Consider the following 22,325-nt stretch of genomic DNA (forward strand, 5'->3'; position numbering starts at 1 on the left):
CTGGGCATTCGGACCGGCGCGCGGCTGGGCATTCGGACCGGCGCGCGGCTGGGCATTCGGACCGGCGCGCGGCTGGGCACCGCGATGAACAGGGCTCCGTGGCCCGACGCTGCCGACTCCGCCGCTCTGGAGGAGGAGATCCGTCTGACCGTACCGGATCCGGCCCTGTTTTCCGCCCTGGAACGTGATTTGTCGGCGCGCGTCGGAGGCGGCGACTTTCTGGATCGCTCCTACACCGATCTCTATCTGGACCATCCGGACCGGTTGCTTCTCAAGCGCCGGCTGGCGCTGCGGTTCAGATCCACCGCCACGGCCACCCATCTGGAGATCAAGGGGGAGGGGGTGCTGGATGGGGGGGTGTGGCAACGTCCCGAGTGGCGGCAGGGGGCGGAGGTCTTGCCGCCGGCCCAAGTCCGGGATGTGGCCGATGGCCCGGTGCGTCGGCGGCTGGAGAGCCTTTTGGGACGCGAGGCGCCGTTGGCGCCGCTGCTGACCTGCACCATCGACCGGCGGCTCGCGGTGCTTTCCGGAAGCGAAGGGGCGCGGTTGGAGGTGAGTCTGGATCGCGGCGAGATTCGGGCTGGCGAAGGCCGGGTCCGGATCGCCGAACTGGAGATCGAATGCGGTGCCGACGCCCGGGCGGCGGGCCTGTCGCTGGCGCGCGGACTGCGCGAACGGTTCGACCTCCGGGATGCCCCGCATTCGAAGTTCCGGATCGGTCTGGCGCTGCTGGGGTCGGCCTGATACGGCGCTCCGGACCGGTGGTGACGGAGCGGGGAGCAGGGGCTCTCCTGTCATGAAAATTCTCTGGAGTTGAAACGACGTGCGCTATATCAGCACCCGGGGGGGCGTGGCCCCGATCTCCTTTTCCCAGGCGGTGATGATGGGGCTGGCCACCGATGGTGGTCTGTTGCTGCCGGAACGGATCCCCACGGTGAGCGCGGAGCAGCTGCGCGCCTGGGCCGGATTGTCGTTCCAGCAGCTCGCCATCCAGGTGATCACCCCGTTTCTGACCCCCGGCGAGGCGGTGTCCGACCGTCTGCCGGAGCTGGTGGAACGCTCTTTCGCCACCTTCAGCCACCCCGACATCACCCCGGTCACCCGCGCCGGCGACCACTGGATCCTTGAGCTGTTCCACGGCCCGACCCTGGCCTTCAAGGACGTGGCGTTGCAGTTTCTGGGCAATCTCTTCGAGATGCTCCTCAAGGCGGAAGGGGGACGACTCAACATCCTCGGCGCCACCTCCGGCGATACCGGTTCAGCGGCCATCCACGGGGTGCGCGGTCGCGAGGGGATCCATGTCTTCATCCTCCATCCCCACAACCGGGTGTCGCCGATCCAGGAACGGCAGATGACCTCGGTGCTCGATGCCAATGTACACAACATCGCCATTCGCGGCTCCTTCGACGACGGCCAGACCATCGTCAAGACGCTGTTCAACGATCTGGCCTTCAAGGACGCCTATCGCCTCGGCGCGGTCAATTCCATCAACTGGGCGCGCATTTTGGCCCAGATTGTGTATTTCTTCCACGCCTGGGGACGGGTGACCGGCGGAGATCCGCATCAGAAGGTGCTCTTTTCGGTGCCCACCGGCAATTTTGGCGACATCTTCGCCGGTTACATGGCGCTGCGGATGGGGTTGCCGGTGGAACGGCTCATTCTGGCCACCAACCGCAACGACATTCTGGTACGATTCATGGAAAGCGGGGAGTATCGGGTCGGAGAGGTCAACCCCACCATCAGCCCCTCCATGGATATTCAGATCTCCTCGAACTTCGAGCGTTACCTCTATTACCTGCTCGACGAGGATCCGGCGGCGGTACGTGGGGAGATGGAACGTCTGCGCGTCGAGGGTGTCTTTGCCGTTTCCGAGGCCAGGCGTCGCCAGGCCGGGGAGATTTTTTCCGCCCGCCGCGTGGGCGAGGAGGAGACCTTGGCCCGCATCCAGGAGACCTGGGAGCGGCATGGGGTGCTGCTCGATCCGCATACCGCGGTGGGGGTGGAGGCGGCGAGGAACGAACCGGGAGCCATCTGTCTGGCCACCGCCCACGCGGCCAAGTTCGCCGAGGCGGTCCATCGCGCCGTGGGGTTCGATCCCCCGGTGCCGCCGCCCCTGGAGGGGTTGCTGGAACGACCGACCCGCTGTCGGATTCTCGATCCGGATCCCGAGGCGGTGCGCGCCTTCATTCGCGAGGTGCTCGGGTGATCGGTCCCGGTCGCGCGGCGCGCGGGTGAGCATCCTGCGTGCGATCGTCTCCGGCGCGGAGGGTGGCGGACGAGGCGTGGAGCGCAGACGGGTGCCGCGTCATCCGCTGCGCGTCGTGGTGACGCTGCGGCTGGTCAATGGCGCCGTCACCGAGGGCAGGATCCGGGACATGAGCACCCAGGGGGGCTTCGTGCGACTGCGCGGATTGCCCTTTGGTCTGGATGTGGGCGAGGAGGGGATGCTCTGTCTGAGTTTGCCCGGAGGCGGGACCATGGAGCATCGCTTTCCCTGCGAGGTCCGGCGGACGGGCGAGGATGGGGTGGCGGTGCGCTTTTTGACCGGGGAGTGACCAGAGGGGAGCCGCACGGGAGTGACCAGAGGGGAGCCGCACGGGTTGGAATCGGCCAATGCAAGCCGCCTCGGTCACGCCGTGGGAGCGCGGAGCGAATGCGACAACCAACTTTCCTGGAATCGGGCATGTACCGATGGTGACGATGCGCGACACGAAAAACGAACCAGACCCGGCGATGCGACGCCGTGCGCGCCCGACGATCGCCTCCTGGCGGACCGCATGGCGGATCGGCCTGGCCGCCTCTTTTTTTTGGATCGGCGCGACCCGGCCGGCAGACGCCGACATCTACTCCTTCACCGACCCCAACGGCGTGATCCACCTGACCGATCGTCCGCTGGGACCGGAGTACCGCCTGTTGATCTCCTCGCCCAAGGAGTCCAAGGCCGACCAGAAAAAGAGGGCCCAGGCCCGGAAAGAGAGCCTGGCACGCCAGCCGCTGCCCGGTCGCGCCACGGGTTTGCTCTCCGGCAACCCGGTGGCCAGCGCTTACGGTTCCAGCGCTCCCGGCTCCCGGGTGATCCGTTACGACGGGCGGCAGGAGAGCCGCAATCCCCGTTCCAACCTGGTGACCCTGGGGGGCATGCCCTATTCCGGTCATGCCGGCGGCGGCTCGATGAACGATACCATCCAGGACGCCTCCCAGCGTTATCGGATCCACACCGCGCTGATCAAGGCGGTGATCAAGACCGAATCGGATTTCAACCCCCTGGCGGTTTCGCCCAAGGGGGCGGTCGGGTTGATGCAGCTCATGCCCGGCACGGCCCAGGATCTGGGCGTGGTGGATCGCACCGACCCGGTGGAGAACATTCACGGCGGTGTGCGCTATCTGCGCGAGATGCTGGAACAGTTCAACAACGATCTGGTGCTCTCCCTGGCGGCCTACAACGCCGGTCCGGGCGCGGTCAAGAAACACGGCAACACCGTTCCACCCTATGAGGAGACCCAGCACTATGTGGCCAAGGTGCTCCATTACTATCGGGCCTACCTCGCGGCCATGTGATCCTTCGGGTGGCGCGGCGTCGGATTCCCGGCCCGTGATCGGCCTGGGGGCATCGGTTCGGCGCGTGCTGCTGGCGTGGGCCGTCCTGTTTCTGGTCGTGCCCGTCGGGGTTGTCGAAGCCGGTTTCCAGGACGACTTCAACCGTCCCGACTCGCGGGATCTCGGGCCTGGCTGGACCCACGCCCCCACCCAGAACGACTGCCCGCAGCCCAAATCCGCCGCCAAAAAGCCGGCCCGCGCCAAGGAGCCGGCGTCCCGGAGCGACGACGAGGAGGCCGATGCCCCCTACGACGACATCTCCCGCGAGATCGAAAAGAAAGCCGGCAAGAAGCCGGGCAAGCCTGCCGCGAAAAAGTCCCAATCCCCGGCCAGCGACGGGTTTCCGGGTGCCCGCGCGACCATCCGCGACGGGATGCTCTTTTTCAAGTACGCCGAGAATCAGGATGCCCAGATGGTGCAGCGGGAGTTTCCCCGCGTTCTGACCCGGCTGACCTACGATTTTACCCCGCTGTATGCCATGGGTGGCACCGAGGATCGCGCCTGGATCGGGGTGCGTCTCTTCTATCTGGATGCCAACGACCTGATCCTGGGCGAGATTCGCCACTTTTATCACCAGTCCGAGTTCCCGGAAAAAGAGAATCTCCCCACGGTCCACACCATCGCCCAGAAGGGGAGTTTCGATGGCACCCCGCGCCGGGCCGACATCGATGCCGAGCGCATTCTCGAACAGCGTTTGCGCGGCGTGGACCGCAAGAAGATCGTCAAGACCCGCGTGTCGTTCGAGGCGGCCACCGGTTTGTGCGCCTCGTCGGTCGAGGCCCAGGTGGATAACGTGCTCGCCAGCTTCGGCGAGGGGGCGGAACCGTTCCGCGTCACCCGTGCCATGCTCATGGAGATCGTCGATGCCGGGGTGGAGCGGTTCGGCAAGGAGCGGGCCGGCTTTCCGGGCAACTGGAAAAGCGCCGTGCTCGACCGTTACGGCAAGCAACCCATGACCGACTGGCTCAACGAATTTCCCTCCGACCTGCGCGGCGATCCGCTGCGTCTGGTCGATCATCTCGGGCAACGCTACGGCCTGACCGGACGCGAAGCCTGGCTGGCCGGTTTCTCCATTCATCAACTGCTGTCCGCACCGTGAGCAGGGTGTGGCGCGAGGGCGGGAAACGCCCGTTTTTGCTGGCTCTCGGGTTGCTTGCGACCCCCTGGTCGCTGTTGGCCGCCGAGGAGATGGTGCAGTGTTCCGACGGCAAGGGGGATCCCCAGCTGTTCCGTCGTCAGGAGTGTCAACCGCTCAAGGATCCCACGGTTCCGCGCCCGCGACCGACCACGGACCCCGCCACCGGGGAGCACGACCCGTCGGTCGGCGCGCCGGAGCCTGGGCCGAACCCGGAGGGTGGCCCGGAGGGCGACAACCCGGCACGGGCCGCCGCCAGCCCCAGGGTGGTCACCAGAATTCCCGGCCCCTGGCATGTCACCGAGATCCTCGTCCCCTCCAAGGGCGAGGTGGCCAAGGGGTATGTCCCATCCGCCATCATCAACGGACGGTACCTGCTGGTCGGCGAAACCGTCGATGGCGGCGTGGTCGGATCCATCGCCCGCGGTCGCGTGGTGATCCGCCACGAGGGTCGGGAGACCGTGGTCCCGTTTGACCAGACCACCCATGCCGCGCCACCCGGACGGGTCGGCGTGGTCCCCTTGAAACGCACCGCTTCGGGCGTCTATCTGGTCAAACTGCGCATCAACGACAATCCGGAGTTCGAGGCGGTGGTCGATACCGGAGCCTCGGACCTCGCCCTGCCCGCCGAGGTGATCCGTTGGCTGGTGCGCACCGGTTCGTTGCGTCAGGAGCATCTGATCGGCAAGGGAAAGGCCATCATCGCGGATGGCAGCGAACACGATACCCGCTATCTGCTGCTCACCAGACTGCGGATCGGGGATATGGAGCTTAAGGGGGTTCCGGTCATCGAACTTCCTGAAAAAAAAGAGAAGTCAGAGGATGGTGGGGACAAGGGGGACAAGGCGGCGAAACCTGGCCTTGGACCAGGGGAGGCGGACAAGAAGAGCAAGGAGGAGAAGATCGATCCCGACGCGCTCCTGCGTCCCCTGTTCGGCATCAAGACCCTCGAGCGTCTGGGACGCTGGCGGATCGACCAGGGCGCGGGTCAACTCATCGTCGAGCGCTAGCCGTGGCCAACCGGGAGAAATCCCAGACGGAGGTCCGCCTTGGGACCTGCAAGGGGATACGTTTGGCCAGATGCTGCTCCGCATGGACCTGCAGCAATACCAGCAGGGCAATGATGTGGTACGGCAGGTCGAAATAGGCCATGCCCAGGAAGATTCCCGCGGTGTAATAACTGATCAGACTGACCTGTAGCATGCCTGCCAACTCTCTGGCCCAAAGGAGTTCCGGATCCCGCCGCGTCAGGCGGGCGATTCTGCGTCCGGAGAGCAGGGCCGAGACGTGCAGCGCCGCCCAGATGAAAAAGCCCACATATCCCTGTTCCGCCAACACCTCGAAATAGATGCTGTGTGCCGCGCGGCGTTGCACGCCGGGCAGATAGCGGTCAAAGGCGCCCTGATCGTAGACCTTGAATCCCCCTCCCAGGATCGGACGGTCGTTGGCGACCGCAATGGAGAATTTCCAGGCGTCGAAGCGACCGGTCACGGATTTGTCGCGGGTGATTTCGGTGTCGCTATGCATCATGTACTGAAGAATGGTCATGGCGGTTGATTTTTGACTGTCGTCCAATTTTTCGAAATTGATGTTTCCTTGACTTGATGTGTTGAGATTGACCTGTTTTGGCAACTTTCGGTCTGTATCGGTTTGGGATCCGAGGGTTGCCACGATCGAATCAATTACTTGATTCATTCTATTATGCCATTGCTGCGGCATGAACTGATAGATGATGGGGGCGCATGCCATGAAAAAGGCCAGAAGAATGAACCTGCTCCGGGTTTTCAGAAACAGGGAGATGCTCAAGATCAAGAGTCCCAGAAAACCACCGCGCGAATAACTTCCCAGTACGGAAACGAAGGAGAGGAGAAAGGAGGCGATCAGAATGATGCGCAGATAGAGCGATTTGGTTTGAGATGTCAAATAATAGATCATTGGAATGGTCATGAGCATGGCCAGCGCGAAGCTGTTGTTGTCCACGAAGAAAGAGTCGGTGGGGCCCATGACCCGAAAGTGTCCGCCGGAACGAATCGTGAAGATTCCGCCCTTGACGCCGTAGAAACCGATCGAGATCGTGATGATCAGGACGAGCAGCATGAACTGTCGGCGCGTTTTGACCAGGATCAATGTCGAGAAGACCAGGAGCTGGATCTTGAAGAAGCGATCGAACTGGATTTCCGCGGCACCGGACTGAATGGCGAATTGGGTGGTGATGAAGGTCCAGAGGGTGAAGACCGCCAACAGGATGATGGGGAGTCTCCAGGGGATCTTGCCTTGGATGACGCGTCGGTTGACCAGGATGCTGATGATGGTGATGGCAGCCACGATCATGTTGAAGCGGAAGTTGTAGGCAAAGCCCCAGGTGAGGCGGTGGGGGTTCATATAGCTGAACCAGGTCCAGAGCATCAGGCCGACATAGGGTCGGAACAGGGCGACCGGCAGCAGCGCGAAGACGAACAGCAGGAGCGCGATGTCTCTCATGGTGCGGATCGGTCCTGGGTGCGGAGAGGGTGAGGGGTCGAGGGCGTTCCGCGGGAGATCAGCCGTTCGTAGAGGGGTTGATAGCGGCGTGCGCTGGCGAGCCAGGTGCGCTCTTCGTTGGCGAAGCGTCGCGCCTGTTCGATGACGGCGGGCCAGGAGGCGCGATCGGCGAGCAGGGCGATGACGGCATGGGCCAGGGCGGTGGAATCGCCGGCGGGAAAGAGAAAGCCGGTTTGTCGGTGGGAGATGAGTTCCTGGTGACCACCCACATCCGAGGCGAGGACCAGGCGACCCGCGGCCATGGCCTCGAGGGGTTTGAGCGGGGTGACCAGGTGGGTCAGGCGCATCGGCAGTCGCGGGAAGAGCATCAGATCGACCATGGCCAGACAGTTGGGGATGACGCTGGCAGGCAGGCGTCCGGTGAAGTGGACGTGGGTGTCGAGCTGGAGTTCACGGGTACGTTGGCGCAGGCGGGCCTCCTCGGGGCCACCGCCGACGAGCAGCAGCAGCACGGAGGGACGTTTGGCGCGAATGGCCGGCATGGCCTCGAGCAGCAGTTCGAGTCCCTCGTAGGCGTAGAAGGAGCCGATGTAGCCGAGGATCTCCCGGTTGCGGGTGTCGAGTCCCGGGAGATCGAGCCGTTGGGTATCGGTCGGGATGAGGAAGCGTTCGACCTCGACGGCATTGGGGATGGTGGTGATTTTTTCCGGCGGGATGCCGCGGGCGATGATGTCGCGTCGGAGCCCTTCGCAGATGACGGTGATGGCGTCGGCCTGGCGCATGACGTGGGTTTCGAGCCGGCGGGTCAGGTGATAGCGGGCCCCCTGGGGGTGCGAGGTGCCATGGCTGGCGGCGGCATCTTCCCAGAAGGCGCGGATTTCGTAGATGACCGGAAGGCCGAGTTCCCGTCCCACGGCGAGTGCCGCCAGGCCGTTGAGCAGCGGCGAGTGGGCGTGGAGCAGATCCGGTTTTTCGGCGCGGGCGATCTCGACGGCTCTTTTCTTGAGAGCCGCCACCATCACCATGTGTCCGAGCAGGGGGATTCTCGCGGCCAGGTGGGTCGGGGTTGGGGTCCGGTGAAAGATCACCCCATCGACCTCTTCGTGCGGGGAGTCGGGCGGGGTGGGATGTTTGGGACTCGTCAATTGCATGGTTTGCCAGCCAAAGGCCTGCTGTTGGCGCAGGATGGCCAGGGTTCGCGAGACATAGCCGCTTTGCAGTGGCGCGGAGTGGTCGAGGAGATGCAGGATACGCATCGTGGTACGGCCTTCACGCCGTTGAGTCGGTTGAGGTGGAGGTCCGGGCGTGCGTCGGGTGGTGGAGCGGGCCGATTGTGCCTGGTCGCGCTTCGGACTCCTTCGCGCGGCGGTGCGGGGCGGAGGGCGGAAGGTCTGGTCCGGGCTGGGGCATGGAGTCGTCTCGAGAACCGGGGATGGAGGTGATTGGCGAGGTCTCCTATCTTGTATTAATCCTGGATGGGGGTCAACCGTTGATGTTCCCGGTGGGCGATGTGGTGAAGCCGCGCCAGACGGCGCGCGGTTCACGGCTGGGAGGCGTTCTCGAGGAGGCGGATCACCTGCGCCCACCAGGGAGGGGAGAGGGTGCGGGCGGGGAGCGCGGGCCGGTCGCGCCACTCGGGGAGCGCGGCGCGGATCGAGACCGCCCGATAGCGGTCGGGGTGGGCGCCGATGAGTCGGCAGAGACGCGCCAGGCGGGACTGATGCAGGCGGTGGGCCGGGTAGCCGGGATCGGACCCCGCCAGATCCCGTGGGTGGATCAGGATCACCACCGGGGAGAGTCGTGCGCGCCGGGCCTGTTCCAACAAAGCGCGCATCTCCCACCAGGACGTGCCGGTCAGGGTCAGGGCGCGCCAGGGACGCGACAGGCGCGGCAGACGGGCGTGATGGCTGAGCACCGGCAGTTCCAGTACGCCGTCGATGCGGTGCAGGCCGTTGGCCAGCCGCAATTCCGGCTCTTCGGGCATGAAGATGCCGATGCCGATGTGCGAGGCCGCAGGCATGCCCATGGCCGCCATCACCCGATAGAGCTGCCGATCGACGCGCAATCCACCGGCGCGCAGTGCCACCGGGGGCTCGATCCCCCACTGACGGAACCGGGCCCGACCGTCCTGGATCCAGCGGGTGAGTTCGGTCACCGTGCGTCCGTGACAGTTGTCGTTGGGGCGCTCCCGGCCCAGCCGCTCGCGCCAGTCGGGGTGGCGGAAGAACTCCCAGCAGGGGTGCAGATGGAGCTGCACGTCATGACCGGCGGCCTGGATCCGTTGGACGATCCGTCCCATCGGTTCCGGACCGAACCAGGTGGACTGGAGCGTTTCGCAGAAGAAACTGGCCACCAGATGGTGTTCGGCCAGGGTGTCGAGCAGCCTGCCCAGACCTTGTTCGCGTCCCGAGTCATCCGGGCACAGAACGTTCTCCTCCCCCAGGGGAGTGGCGTCCGGCAGGGTGAAGGCGCCGTGGATGCTGAACTCCACATCGACGGTGAGGAGGATCTCCAGGGGGGGTGGCGCGTTCATCGGTGACTTCGATCGAGGCGGTCGGCGAGCCGGTCGCGCAGATACCAGAGGGTGACGCGCGGGTCGTCGCGTCGGAAGATCTCGTCGCGCCACAGCAAAAATCCCGTCAGGAGGTCGCGCCAGGTGCGCGGCAGACCGGAGGGGTCATGCGCCAGGTCGGGGTCCTGGCGCGCCATGGCGAGCAGCAGTTTGGTGAGCGTCAGTCGGTTGCAGACCACCCCGTCTTGCGGCGTGCCGGCGGTTGGCGAGTGGGGCAGCACCCCGTGGGCGCTCAACAGCAGGCGCGGCTCGTCGAAGCCGAGGGCATGCACCTTGCCGGTGGTGCCGCCCAGGCGACCGTTCACCTCCAGAAACCAGGGGGTGGTGTCGTGGGGATCGAGGAGCAGTTCGAAATGGAGGCAGCCATGCAGGCCCGCTCCCTGGCAGAAGGCGGTACAGACGGCACGCAGGGATGGATCGAGGGGCGCGGGTTCGAGGGTGAGGGTGACCCCCTCGAATTTGCGTCGCACCAGGAAGGCCGCCAGGGCGAACGGTGTGCCGCTGGCGTCGGTCGCGGCGTGGACCACCAGGTTGGGGCCGTCGATGAAGGGTTGGAGCAGCACGGGCCGGTCGATTTTCCGAAAGCTCTCCAGCCAGGTGGTCAACGCCGCGGGGGTGTGGAGGATCTTGATCTTGAACATCGGTTCCGCGCTGCCGGAACCGTCCGGGCGGGCCACGACCGGGAAGGCTGCGGCGGGAATGAGGGGCGGGTGGTCGCGGTCGGCGTGCCAGGTGGGCAGCACGGCGAAACCGCACGCGCGGGCCAGTTCCGCCTGGCGGCTTTTGGCATCGAGAAAATCCAGCGACCTCTGGGAGGGGAGCCACAAGGGGCAGGGGAGTTCCGGTTCGATGGCGCGCAGGAGACGGGCATCCCCTTCGCCCAGGCAGGTCAGGCCGGCGCAGCGGTTGGCGGTGAGAAAATCCCGCAATCGGGTCTGTCCGGCGGGTGTGCGCAGGTCGTCGCGGGAGATCGGCAGGTGGTGACCGGGCGTGCCGGGCCAGCCGGGAGTGCCGTTGCCGGGCGTGAGATGGACGAACAGCGGTTGCAGTCCCAGTTTGCGCCAGGAGCGCAGGCAGGTGAGTTGCGCCGGTCCCAGGGGGCCGAGCACGCCGGGTCGTGCGGACGCGGGGGGAACGGTGGGTTGGGTGATGGTCACGAATGCCGGATTTGGGGTGTCCATGGTCGAGACTATACCCTGGGAGTCATCCGTGACTCAAGAGGGCGGGCCATTCATGGCCCGCCAAAGGGTGCGGCCATTCGAGAAGCGCGAATCGACTGATTTCGATTCGTGCAGGTTTGGGGATGTCATGAATGGAATCACCAAACAGCCTCCAAGTGTGGGCTTGGCATTTTTGCCGGCATTCGTTAAGATCTGAGGGCATGGAGTTTTTGGGCGGCGCTTCCGGATTCCCATGGTTGCTGGGATCCGGGAACCGCAAGAGCAGGGGCATGGCCCCTGGGGATCCTGAACGGTTCCTTTTCCGGATTGGTGGACACGCGAGTCGAAACGGATGCACGAGATCTTCACGGAACTGGACCAGGACGGCTCGATCAACGCCTATCAGCAGGCCGCCAACCGCCTCGCTGCGGGGGGCGGATGGGGTGGACGCCCCCTCACGATCGCGCTGCTCTCCTCGTTCGTGGTCAATCCGTATCTGCCCACCCTGACCGTGGAGGCGGCACGATTCGGCTTCGAGGCGCGCTGCTGGGTGGCTCCGTTCGACAACGTGATCCAGGAGTTGATCGATCCCGCGAGCGCCACGGTCCGGGGAGGGTACGACGTGGCGCTGATCATGCGCACCCTGCATGCCGCCTGTCCGCCCCTGGCGACCCGGTTTCTCGCCCTCTCCCCCCAGGAGGTGGATCGACTCATCGCCGAGCATGTCGAGGAGTTGGTGATGGCGCTGCGACGGTTTCGCGAGCAGACCGCCACCGTGGTGATCGTCCACGGTTTCGCCCTCCCGGCCCATCCGCTCCTGGGCATCCTGGAAGGGGCGGTGGAGAACTCCCAAACCGAAGCCATCCGCCGTCTCAACGCCGCGCTGAGCCGGGAGGTCCGCGCCATCCCCGGTGTCCATTATCTGGATTACGACCGCGTGTGCGCCCGCGTTGGACATGCCAACAGCCAGGACGACAAATGGTGGTACATGGCACGAGCCCCCCTGTCGGCCCGTCTGATGCCGGAGTTGGCGCGGGAACAGGCGACCTTCTGCCATGCGCTGTGGGGTCGGGTGCGCAAATGTCTGGTCCTGGACCTGGACAACACCCTGTGGGGCGGGGTGATCGGCGAGGATGGCATGGCCGGCATCGCCCTGGGTCATACCGGTTTGGGCCTGGTGTTTCGGGAGTTCCAGGAGAGCGTGCTGGCGCTGCATCGACGCGGCGTACTGCTGGCCATCGCCAGCAAGAACAACTTCGACGACGCCTTCGCCGTGCTGCGCGATCACCCGGAGATGGTGCTGCGTCCGGAACTGTTCGCCGCCATGCGCATCGACTGGCGACCCAAGCCGGAGAACATTCTCGAGATCGCCCGGGAGTTGAACATCGGCGTCGATTCCCTGGTCTTCTGGGACGACTCCCCCCAGGAGCGACTCTGGATGCGTGCCGCGCGTCCGGAGGTGCTCACCCCGGAGTTGCCCACCGATCCCATGCTCCATTCCGAACGGTTGCGACGCCTGGGGGTGTTCGACAAGCTCTCCCTGACCCGCGAGGATCTCAAGCGCGGCGAGATGTATCGCGATCAGGCCCGCCGCGACCAGTTGCGCGCCGGAACCGACTCCCTCGAGGCCTTTTATCACGGCCTGGCCATGCGCGTGACCATCCAACCCGCAGAGGAGATGACCTTTGCCCGCGTGCTGGATCTGATCCACAAAACCAATCAGTTCAATCTCTCCACCCGGCGCCACGACGAGCAGACCCTGCGCGGCTTCCTCGCCGATCCGGCGTGCGGGGTATTCGCCATGCGCGTCGCCGATAAATTCGGCGATAACGGCCTGGTGGGGGTGGCCATCGTCCGCCATGCCGGGGAGATGGTCGAACTCGATACCCTGCTGATGAGCTGTCGGGTGATCGGACGAACCGTGGAACGGGCCCTCCTGACCCATCTGTTCGCGTGGTCCCGGCAACGGGGCGCGACCCGCATGGAGGCCGATTTCATCCCCACGGCCAAGAATCAACCCGTGGCGCGATTCTTGCCTGAGCATGGCTTCACCGAGATGGGCCGGAACGGGTCGTCAAGCCGCTGGGCGTGCGACCTGACCACGGTCACCCTCTCCTGGCCCGATTACATCGAACGAGGTATGGCATGAGTCACGTTCCACACGATGCGCGCATGTTCAAGGTGCTCTCCGGGGTGTTGGGCAAGAGCGTCGAAGAGGTGGCGCGTCTGGCCGAACGGCAGGAGCCTCATGGGGAGTCGTTCTGGGACTCCCTGCAACACATCAACATCATTCTGGGTCTGGAGGCGGAGTTCGGGATTCGCTTCGAGCTTCTCGATGCGGTGGATCTCAAGACCGTTCCCCTGATTCGCGCCAAACTGGCTGCCCTGATCCGGTGAGTCGGCGGACGTTCTTCGTCGTTCACCCGTTGATCGACTCTTCGAGGTCTTCTTGATCATGTTCTCCTGGCTCAAGGCACGCAGCCCGGAATCGCGTCAGACGCGCCCGGGCGTCCGCGACCGCTGGGGTGGCTGGCTCTCCGTGGCGCTCATCCTGGCGGTGATCCTCGTCCCGCCCGCCCTGATCCGCACCCAGCGCGACCCCATCCGCTTCGACGATCGCCATCTCCGGCAACTCCAGGCCCTGCAACCCGAATACGTCTTCGTCGGCTCCTCGACGCTGCTGTCGCGCATCGATCCGGAGCGGATCGGCACCCTGCGACCGGGTACCCGCGCCTACCTGCTCGGCGAGCTGGGAAGCATGAGCGCGCTTTGGTATCTGTGGGTGAAAAACTCGTTGCTCCCCTCCGGCGTCCGGCCCAAGGTGCTGTTCATCCATTTTCGCGACACCGAGTTGACCGATCCGATCGACGAGACCGGTTCCGTGACCGGCCAGGAGAAGATCGCCCGCAATCGGGTCGGGGACGAGGCGCTGTTCGATCGGGTGATGGGCCATCACAAGGGATGGATCGGACGTCTGCGCGAGGGGTTGCTGGGGCTTTATCCGATTCAGGAGACCTGGCGCCAATCCGGGCTCTGGCTGATCGACGGGATCGGTTTTTTCGCCGCCTCTCCGGAGTACCGGGCCTATCTGCACAAACGCTGGTCTGGATCGGAACCGGTCACCTCGAGTGAGGCCGCGGCCATGGTCGCCCAGAGGGAGCGCTTCAAGCGGCAATTGGCCGAGGGGATCTTTTCGACGGCGAATCAGCGGGTGCTCAAGGGGAAAAGCGGGGTGTCGGGGGACGCGGAGGAGCGGTTGCTCTTTTCCGCGCGACTGGAGCACTCCTTTTTGCCGGAGTTGATCCGGCTGGGCAAGGAGGTGGCCTCTCGTGTCGTGTTGATCCGCATCGAGTCGCGACCGGCCATGGACGAGACCCGGCATGGGGAGCGTGGGCCCTTGCGTGCCTATATGGCGGATCTGCGGGAACATCTGGCCAGGGAAGGGGTGGAACTGCACGATTTCAACGACGAGCGGGCTTTCAGGTTCGAGATGTATCTGGATGGTGGGCATATCAAGCCCGAGTTCCGGCGTTTTTACACGGAACGGTTCGTCGAGCGGCTCGCGGAGGCGTTTCGATGATCTTCCACAGCCTCGATTTTCTGCTCTTCATGCTGTTCGTGCTGGTGGTCTATTGGCAGCTGGGACGACGCGCGCAGAATCTGTTCTTGTTGGGGATGAGCTATTTTTTCTACGGTTATGTGCATCCCTGGTTTTTGTGTCTCATCTTCGCCTCCACGGTGGTGGATTACCTCTGTGGTCTGACCATGGCGCGCTTCCCGGAGAAAAAACGGTTCGTGCTTTGGTTCAGCCTGGTCAGCAATCTGACCTTTCTAGGCTATTTCAAATATTTCGGCTTTTTTGTCGAGAACGTTGCCGAATTGTTGCGGCTGCTCGGTCTGCCGAGTTTCACCAACACGCTGGACATCTTCCTGCCGGTCGGGATTTCGTTCTACACCTTTCAGTCGATGAGCTACATCATCGATGTCTATGCCGGCAGGCTCAAGGCACGGGAGAATTTTTTCGAATTCGCCCTGTTCGTGGTCTTTTTTCCGCAACTGGTCGCCGGACCGATCGAACGGGCGATCACCTTTCTGCCGCAAATCGAGAAGGCTCGTTCCATCTCGGCCACGGATGTCCGTGACGCCCTGTTCCTGTTGGTGTGGGGATTCTTCAAGAAGCTGGTGATCGCCGATAACGTTGCCTACATCGTCAACAAACTCTTCGCCCTGGAAGAGACCACCTTTGCCCTGGCCTGGGTCGGCGTGTTGGCCTTTGGCGTGCAGGTCTACGCCGACTTTTCCGCCTATACCGACATGGCGCACGGCTCGGCGCGCCTGATCGGCTTTAAACTCTCCCCCAACTTCAACCATCCTTTCATCGCCGCCTCCCCGGCGGAGTTCTGGAAACGATGGCACATTTCACTCTCCTCCTACATCCAGGATTACATTTTCCTGCCGCTCTTTTTCCATTTCCGGGCGCGCGGGGTGCGATACGGCGTGGAGAAGGGGTTGCTGATCACCTTTTTTCTGATCGGACTTTGGCATGGCGCGGGATGGAATTTCATTGTGTTCGGTCTGTATCATGGCATGCTGGTGATCGTGTATGACCGGTGCAAGGCGGTGACGCCGATCGGTATTCGGGAGAATCCCTGGATCAGGCCGTTTCAGGTGGTGTTGATGTTTTTTTTCATTCATGTCGGCTTTTTATTGTTTCGAGAGGGTGAGATCGCGTACATCGTGCGCCATCTGAGCCTCTCCCCCTTTGCCGCCACCACCGCCTTGCAGGATCGGGCGGCCTGGTTCCTGTTCGGACAGACGCTGTTCCTGTCTCTGCCGTTGTGGATCAACACCGCGTATGTGCATGTGAAAGATCATCTGTTCCGCGCACCGGAGTCGCGGATCCGAACCGTCATGCATCTTCTGGTGTCGGCGTTGATGTTCTATGCGATTCTGGTGGTGCGCGGGGACTCCGAGGAGTTCATCTATTTTCAGTTTTGAACCGCATCCGGTCTGGAATGGGAAGAATTTCGAACCGTGCGCGTTTGGGGATTCCATGGGTGATGACATCCTCGGACAGCCGCTCAGGCGTGGGACGGGGGTGGCGTGGGTCCTCACGACTCCGGGATGACGGGTTGGAGGCGATTCGTCGCCAAGGATGCGGGGGTGGCCGATCGCCGGATTTGGTGGTTGAAATCGGGTGGGAAATAGATTAACGTGACCGGTGCAGGGATTGGCATGAACCACCCTTGGTAATGGAACCGTTTCGTGATTCGTATTTTTCGTCACTATCTCCATCGTTGGTCGTTGATGCTGATCGGCATGGAGTTGGCGTTGGCCTCGCTGGCGGTCTATGTCGGCGTGGCGGTCCGTTTTTATGGCATGGATCATCCCGATGAGATCCATACCCAACTGCTGCTCCCCAAGGCGCTCTTTTTCGCCTTTGTGATCGTCACCAGCCTGGCGGCCATGGGACGTTATCAACGGCTGATGGACGAGGGGTTCTCCGGGGAGTTGTTGCAGGTCGGCATCAGCTTCGTGGTCGGTCTGGTGGCCATGAGCATGCTGTTTTATGTGTTTCCGGGTCTGTTCATCGGGCGTGGCGCGTTTGGTTATGCCCTGGTCTTCTGTTTTTGGATGATCGTGGCGGTCCGGTATGTTTTCTTTCGTTTCGTGATCGACACCGATCTCCTGAAACGGCGCGTGATCGTCTTCGGGATGGGGGAGCCGGCCCGTTTGGTAACCCGTGCCGTGATCGACCAGGGGGTGGGACAGTCCGATTGCCAACTGCTGGGATACTGGCCGGTGTCCGGTGAGACGATTCGCGTGGACGACGCCCGGATCATCTGGGATACCCGCGATCTGCCCGAGTACGCCCAGGAACACGACGTGGACGAGGTGGTGATCGCCCTCGAGGATCCCCTCTCCACCCTCTATCTGGACGAAATCCAGGCGTGCAAGTATCGCGGCATCCGCATCATGGACATCCAGGAGTTCTGCGAACGGGAACGGCACATCATCCTCACCGAGGTCATGGATCCCGGCTGGTGGTTGTTCCACTCCGTGGGATTGTACCGGGAACCCTGGAGCGAAGCGGTCAAGAAACTGTTCGACATCTCGATCAGTCTGCTGTTGTTGTCGATTCTGGCGCCGGTGATGCTTCTGGCCGCGTTGGCGATCTGGATCGACGGGGGCGGTCGCGGACCGATCTTCTATACCCAGAGTCGGGTCGGGATCGATGGCCGGATCATCCCGGTGTTGAAATTCCGCAGCATGCGCACCGACGCGGAGCAGGACGGCGTGGCGCGCTGGGCGGCGCAAGACGATGCGCGCGTCACCCGCGTGGGTCGGTTCATCCGCAAGAGCCGCATCGACGAGTTGCCGCAGTTCTTCAACGTGCTGCGCGGTGAGATGAGTCTGGTCGGTCCGCGTCCGGAACGTCCCGAATTCGTTACGGAGCTTAAGATCACGATTCCCTTTTACACCGAACGGTTGCGTGTCAAGCCGGGCATCACCGGGTGGGCGCAAATTCGTTATGGCTACGGCGCGTCGGAGGAAGACGCGGCAGAGAAATTGAAGTACGATCTCTATTATGTCAAGAACCGCGGACTGTTTCTGGATCTGCTGGTGCTGATCCATACCGTGGAGGTGGTGCTGTTCGGTCAGGGCGCCACGGGTCCGAAAACTCGGAATTAGCGAACGGATTGGTTCTTGCATCACCCGTCACATTCCCGACGGGCGGGCGGTTGCCGTTGAACCTCCGGGGGGCTGTCACGGCAACGGGGATGAGCGGTGGCCTCCTCCCATCATGTAAGTTCGTCAAGGCATGGATTGAAGTCGCATGCAGCAGGATTTCGGATTCCGCGATATCTATTTCCAGATGATCTTCTATGCCCGGGGCATGTGGCGGCATCGCTGGCATATGGTCGGTCTGGCATGGTTCGTCTGTCTGTCCGGCTGGGTTTCCGTGGCGGTGATGCAGGATCAATACGTGGCCAGCGCCACGGTCAAGATCGAGGATCCCCGTCAGGAGATCGCCGACTTCCTTTCCAAGACCAAGCAGGTGATCGATGTCACCCGCGAGGCCCATCGGGTGCTTAACAACCTCCTGAGCCAGCAGACCCTTTCGCACGTCGTGCGCGAAACCGATCTGTCGTTTCTGGTCAAAAATGATCAGGAACGCCAGGAGATCATGAACCAGCTCCGCGTGCAGATCAGTGTCACCTCGACCGGCGACGGTCTCTACCGCATCACCCACCGTCACAACGATCCCAAGATCACCCGTCAGGTGGTGGATGTGGTGCTCGACCGTCTCCCGATGGATACCTTGCCCATCGAAGGGGGTGGGTCGGCGCGCACCGCCGAGGAGTATCTGAAAAAACGGATCGCCGAATACGAGGCCAAGGTGGCCGAGGCGACCCAGAAATTGCAGGAGTTCAAGAACCGGAATCTCGATCTGATCCCCGAGAAGGATGGGGGATATTACGTGCGTGTGACACGGCTCAACCGCGCCATCGAAGCCCATCAGGCCAAGTTGCACGAACTCGAGCAGAGTCGCGACGAGGTGCGTCGTCAGATGCTGGAGATCGAGAACTCCACGGGATCGCCGACCGAGGAGCAGGATCGCAAGATCGAGGCGCTCAACAAGCAATTGCAGGAGTTGATGAGCAAGCACTATGTCAAGGGTGGACGGAAATTGCCCTTGTACACCGAGAATCATGCCGAAGTGATCGCCCTGCGCAAGGCGATCGCCCAGCAGGAGCAGCAGCGCCAGGAGAAGATCAACCGTCTGCGCGCCAGCGCGGATGATGGCACCTCCTGGGAGTTGGAAGCCAATCCGGTCTATCGCAATCTCAAATTGACCGCGAGCAAGCTCGAGGTGGAGCTGACCAGCGCCCGTGTCCGGCTGACGGAGACCGAGGCCCATCTGAAACGGTTGCGGACCCAGGAAACCACGCTGCCTGCCATCGAGAACGAATACAATCGTCTGCAGACCCGCCTGTCGATGATCCAGGAAGAGATGGCGGCGATGTTGCAGCAGGAGACCAAGGCTCGGGAACGCGGTGAACTGGAGGAGGATCTGAGCCGTTTCGTGCGCTTCAAGGTGATCGACCGTCCACAGGTGCCGCGCAAGCCGGTGGGACCGAATCGACCGCTCTTCTCCACGGTGGTTCTGGTGGGTGGTCTTTTGGCCGGTCTGGCGCTGTCGCTGTTCTTGTCGGTGATTCGTCCGGTTTTTGACAGCCCGGCCTCGATGAAGCGCGTTCTGGGTCTGCCGGTGTTGGGCATGGTGTCGATGGTGGACGAAGGGGTGGGAAGCCGTTGGGCCCGTTCCAACGCGGTGTATGGCATGGCGCTGATCGGTCTGTTCGTTTTGTACGCGTGCGTGCTCTATTTCGTTCCCATCTTCTGATCCTGGTCGGTTCGCGATTTATTGCTGGTGGGTCCGAGGCCCAATCCACATGATGGACTATCAGAACATTCACAAGAAAGTGGTCCTGGACTTCGAGCGTCTGCGTGCCAAGGGGGTGCTGACGCCGGATACCGGTCGGAGCATCATGGCCGAGGAGTACCGGGTGATCAAGCGTCCCCTGCTGCTCAACGCGGTGGGCAAGGAGTCCGAAAAGGTCGCCAATGGTCGCATGATCATGGTGACCAGTGCCTTTCCCAAGGAGGGCAAGACCTTCACCGCCATCAATCTGGCCATCAGCCTGGCCGCCGAGATGGATTTGAACGTCCTGTTGGTGGACGGGGATGTGGCCAAGCCATCCGTGGCGCGGATTCTGGGATTCAAGGCCAAGGTGGGGTTGATCGACTGTCTGTTGGGCAAGGTGGAGAACTACTCCGAGGTGCTCATCAAGACCAACGTGCCGAAATTGACCCTGTTGCCTTCGGGGCGTCGTCACCATCACGCCACGGAGCTGTTGGCCAGCGAGAACATGCGCATTCTGATCAAGCAGCTCGCCGACAGTCCGGATCGCATCGTGGTGTTCGATTCGCCGCCGCTGCTGGTCACCACCGAGGCTCGGGAGTTGGCGCGCAACATGGGTCAGATCATCATGGTGGTGGAGGCGGAACGGACTCCCCAATTGGCGGTGAAGGATGCCCTGGAGCAGTTGGACAATCCGGATATCGTGGGTCTGGTCCTGAATAAATTCCGCAAGCGTGGCGCGGTGGGTGGCTATTACGGTTACGGCGGCTACGGCGGCTACGGCGGTTATGGTGGTTATGGTGGTTACGGCAGTTACGGCGGGGGGTATGGCGGCGGCTACGGTGGGGGGTATGGCGGCGGCTATGGGGGGGGATACGGCAGTTCGGAGTCCGAGGCGCCGCCCAGGAAACCGGGATTCTTTTCGCGGTTGTTTCGGCGGGGTCGGGATTGAGCGGTCCGGTCCAGAGTGGGGATGCGCCCCTCAATGGGCTGACCGTGGATGTGGAGGAGTCGTTTCAGGTCGCGGCCTTCGAGGGGTGCGTGGCGCGCGGGCATTGGGATGACCTCCCCGCGCGCGTCGAGGGGAACACGCGGCGCATTCTGGCGCTGTGTGACCGGCATGGGGTGCGGGCCACGTTTTTCGTGTTGGGTTGGGTGGCGCGGCGTCATCCGGATTTGATCCGTGCCATCGTGTCGGGCGGTCATGAGTTGGCCAGCCACGGCATGGAGCATGTGCGTGCCACCCGGCAGGATCCCGAGGTTTTTCTGGCCGATGTCCGCCAGTCGCGGGAGCTTCTCGAGCAGATCTCCGGCGTGCCGGTCGTTGGCTATCGCGCTTCGACCTATTCCATCGGCAAACGGAATACCTGGGCCTTCGACAAGCTCGCCGAGGCCGGTTATCGTTACAGTTCCAGTGTCTATCCGATTCGGCACGACCTTTACGGTTGGCCAGAGGCGCCGCGTGAGCCGTTCTGGCCGAGCGGGGTGGTGGGGCGTGGTCTGGTGGAGATCCCGGTGGCCTGTCTGGAGTGGGCTGGGCGGCGTTGGCCGTGTGGAGGCGGGGGATTTTTCCGGTTGTATCCGTATGTCGTGACCCGTTGGGCCTGGCGACGGTTGAATGGTGGCGAGGGGCGTGCCGGGGTTTTCTATTTTCATCCATGGGAGTTGGATCCCGGGCAGCCGCGGGTGGCGGGGTTGCGGTGGAAGAGTCGCTTTCGGCACTATCTGAATCTGGAGCGGATGGAACGGCGGATCGAGGCGTTGATGGGCGATTTCCGGTGGGATCGGATGGATCGGGCGTTTGCGGGGGTGATCGGGCAGGTGGGGGCGGGTATGGTTGGCGAAGACGGGGATGGGGCGCGCCCCCGCGATCGTTCAAGCCCAACCAACCCGACATGGGAACCATGAATCCGCCCGGCCCGACCCCGCCTTCCCAGCCGTTGCGCGTCCAACCCGCCAGCCCTGCCGACGCATCGGAGTGGGACCGCTTCGTCCAAACCTGTCCGGAAGCCACCTTTTTCCACCGCTTCGGTTGGAAACAGGTGATCGAAACCGTCTTCAACCATCCGACCTGCTACCTCCTGGCGCGCGTCAAGGGTGAAATCCGCGGCGTTCTGCCGCTGGTTCATGTCAAGAGCCTGCTTTTCGGCAACGCCCTCGTCTCCACCCCGTTTTGCGTCCAAGGCGGCGTGGCGGCCCTGGACGAAGAGAGCCGCCTGGCTCTGGAATCCCACGCCGAGCAACGCGCCCTGGAACTGGGCGTCGATTGGCTGGAGTGCCGCAACACCACCCCCAGACGGCCCGACTGGGACGCCAAGTCGCTTTATTACGGCTTTCGCAAGCCGATCTCGCCAAACCCCGGGACCAATCTGGCCGACATCCCTCGCAAACAACGCGCGGAGGTGCGCAAGGGCATCGCCCACCATCTCGTCGCCGTGGAGGACGACACCATCCACACGCGCTGTTTCGATATCTACGCCGAAAGCGTGCGCAACCTGGGTACGCCGGTTTTTCCGCGCGCGCTGTTTTTTCAGTTGAAGGAGACCTTCGGAACCGATTGCCAGGGCTTGCGCATCGAACATCACGGCAAAAGCGTGGCCGAGGTGGTGAGCTTCTATTTTCGCGACCAGGTGTTGCCCTACTACGGCGGCGGCCTGCCCGAGGCGCGTGCCAGCGGGGCCATGGCCTTCATGTATTGGGAGTTGATGACCCGCGCGGCGGCGCGCGGTGCGGAGACGTTCGATTTCGGTCGGAGCAAGATCGGCTCGGGGTCGTTTGATTTCAAGAAGTTCTACGGTTTCACCCCGGAACCGCTCCACTATCGCTACCGTCTGGTGCGCGCCGGAAAACTGCCGGATATCAATCCCATGAATCCGAAGTACCGGTTGTTCATCCGCCTGTGGAAACGTCTGCCGCTTCCGGTCGCGGAGCGGGTCGGACCATGGTTGTCGC

The 22,325-nt window shown here is 63.2% G+C and carries 19 protein-coding genes; 15 read left to right on the forward strand and 4 right to left on the reverse strand.

Translation table 11 applies throughout. The features are described 5' to 3' along the window. The 6 genes from ACV4UY_RS09345 to ACV4UY_RS09370 form a co-directional block, all read left to right on the forward strand. Window positions 1–744, forward strand: a 744-nt coding sequence (locus ACV4UY_RS09345) for a CYTH domain-containing protein (protein WP_491607333.1), incomplete at its 5' end; no start/stop codon positions are given. Between the two features lie 79 nt (window positions 745–823). After that, entirely contained in the window at window positions 824–2,206 is a 1,383-nt protein-coding gene (gene thrC / locus ACV4UY_RS09350; protein WP_491607334.1) for a threonine synthase, read from the forward strand. A gap of 25 nt (window positions 2,207–2,231) precedes the next feature. Then, window positions 2,232–2,555, forward strand: a complete 324-nt coding sequence (locus ACV4UY_RS09355) for a PilZ domain-containing protein (RefSeq protein ID WP_491607335.1) — start codon at window positions 2,232–2,234, stop codon at window positions 2,553–2,555. 145 nt (window positions 2,556–2,700) lie between these two features. Then, window positions 2,701–3,558, forward strand: coding sequence for a lytic transglycosylase domain-containing protein (locus ACV4UY_RS09360; RefSeq protein WP_491607336.1), 858 nt, complete (start codon window positions 2,701–2,703; stop codon window positions 3,556–3,558). Between the two features lie 34 nt (window positions 3,559–3,592). After that, window positions 3,593–4,696, forward strand: a complete 1,104-nt coding sequence (locus ACV4UY_RS09365) for a hypothetical protein (protein ID WP_491607337.1) — start codon at window positions 3,593–3,595, stop codon at window positions 4,694–4,696. 35 nt (window positions 4,697–4,731) lie between these two features. Beyond that, window positions 4,732–5,742, forward strand: a complete 1,011-nt coding sequence (locus ACV4UY_RS09370; protein WP_491607338.1) for an aspartyl protease family protein — start codon at window positions 4,732–4,734, stop codon at window positions 5,740–5,742. On the opposite strand, the gene ACV4UY_RS09375 is transcribed toward ACV4UY_RS09370, so the two are convergent. The 4 genes from ACV4UY_RS09375 to ACV4UY_RS09390 all read right to left on the reverse strand — a co-directional run bounded on the left by ACV4UY_RS09375 (window position 5,726) and on the right by ACV4UY_RS09390 (window position 10,966). Continuing rightward, window positions 5,726–7,213, reverse strand: coding sequence for a putative O-glycosylation ligase, exosortase A system-associated (locus ACV4UY_RS09375; protein WP_491607339.1), 1,488 nt, complete (start codon window positions 7,211–7,213; stop codon window positions 5,726–5,728). The genes ACV4UY_RS09370 and ACV4UY_RS09375 overlap by 17 nt on opposite strands. Continuing rightward, window positions 7,210–8,469, reverse strand: coding sequence for a TIGR04063 family PEP-CTERM/XrtA system glycosyltransferase (locus ACV4UY_RS09380; RefSeq protein ID WP_491607340.1), 1,260 nt, complete (start codon window positions 8,467–8,469; stop codon window positions 7,210–7,212). Before ACV4UY_RS09380 ends, ACV4UY_RS09375 begins: the two co-directional genes overlap by 4 nt. A gap of 284 nt (window positions 8,470–8,753) precedes the next feature. Further along, complete coding sequence (locus ACV4UY_RS09385) at window positions 8,754–9,746, reverse strand: polysaccharide deacetylase family protein (RefSeq protein ID WP_491607341.1); 993 nt, start codon at window positions 9,744–9,746, stop codon at window positions 8,754–8,756. Then, a complete protein-coding gene (locus ACV4UY_RS09390) occupies window positions 9,743–10,966 on the reverse strand; it encodes a hypothetical protein (protein ID WP_491607342.1) in 1,224 nt (407 codons plus the stop codon). Before ACV4UY_RS09390 ends, ACV4UY_RS09385 begins: the two co-directional genes overlap by 4 nt. A 331-nt stretch (window positions 10,967–11,297) precedes the next feature. Here ACV4UY_RS09390 and ACV4UY_RS09395 point away from each other — a divergent pair, with 331 nt between their 5' ends. The 9 genes from ACV4UY_RS09395 to ACV4UY_RS09435 form a co-directional block, all read left to right on the forward strand. Beyond that, on the forward strand, window positions 11,298–13,094 hold the full coding sequence (locus ACV4UY_RS09395) for an HAD-IIIC family phosphatase (protein ID WP_491607343.1): 1,797 nt from the start codon (window positions 11,298–11,300) through the stop codon (window positions 13,092–13,094). Next, window positions 13,091–13,342, forward strand: a complete 252-nt coding sequence (locus ACV4UY_RS09400) for an acyl carrier protein (RefSeq protein WP_491607344.1) — start codon at window positions 13,091–13,093, stop codon at window positions 13,340–13,342. Before ACV4UY_RS09395 ends, ACV4UY_RS09400 begins: the two co-directional genes overlap by 4 nt. A 52-nt stretch (window positions 13,343–13,394) precedes the next feature. Further along, complete coding sequence (locus tag ACV4UY_RS09405; RefSeq protein ID WP_491607345.1) at window positions 13,395–14,525, forward strand: hypothetical protein; 1,131 nt, start codon at window positions 13,395–13,397, stop codon at window positions 14,523–14,525. Then, window positions 14,522–15,943, forward strand: coding sequence for an MBOAT family O-acyltransferase (locus ACV4UY_RS09410; RefSeq protein ID WP_491607346.1), 1,422 nt, complete (start codon window positions 14,522–14,524; stop codon window positions 15,941–15,943). The genes ACV4UY_RS09405 and ACV4UY_RS09410 overlap by 4 nt, the downstream gene beginning before the upstream one ends. A gap of 267 nt (window positions 15,944–16,210) precedes the next feature. Continuing rightward, window positions 16,211–17,638, forward strand: coding sequence for a TIGR03013 family XrtA/PEP-CTERM system glycosyltransferase (locus ACV4UY_RS09415; protein ID WP_491607347.1), 1,428 nt, complete (start codon window positions 16,211–16,213; stop codon window positions 17,636–17,638). A 145-nt stretch (window positions 17,639–17,783) separates the two neighbouring features. Next, a complete protein-coding gene (locus ACV4UY_RS09420) occupies window positions 17,784–19,355 on the forward strand; it encodes an XrtA system polysaccharide chain length determinant (protein ID WP_491607348.1) in 1,572 nt (523 codons plus the stop codon). Window positions 19,356–19,404: 49 nt separating this feature from the next. Then, a complete protein-coding gene (locus ACV4UY_RS09425; protein ID WP_491607349.1) occupies window positions 19,405–20,325 on the forward strand; it encodes an XrtA-associated tyrosine autokinase in 921 nt (306 codons plus the stop codon). Then, complete coding sequence (locus tag ACV4UY_RS09430; protein WP_491607350.1) at window positions 20,322–21,281, forward strand: XrtA system polysaccharide deacetylase; 960 nt, start codon at window positions 20,322–20,324, stop codon at window positions 21,279–21,281. The genes ACV4UY_RS09425 and ACV4UY_RS09430 overlap by 4 nt, the downstream gene beginning before the upstream one ends. After that, a partial coding sequence (locus tag ACV4UY_RS09435; protein WP_491607351.1) for a FemAB family XrtA/PEP-CTERM system-associated protein occupies window positions 21,278–22,325 on the forward strand: 1,048 nt, incomplete at its 3' end. The genes ACV4UY_RS09430 and ACV4UY_RS09435, both read left to right, overlap by 4 nt.

It is taken from the genome of Candidatus Magnetaquiglobus sp. (assembly GCF_058402785.1).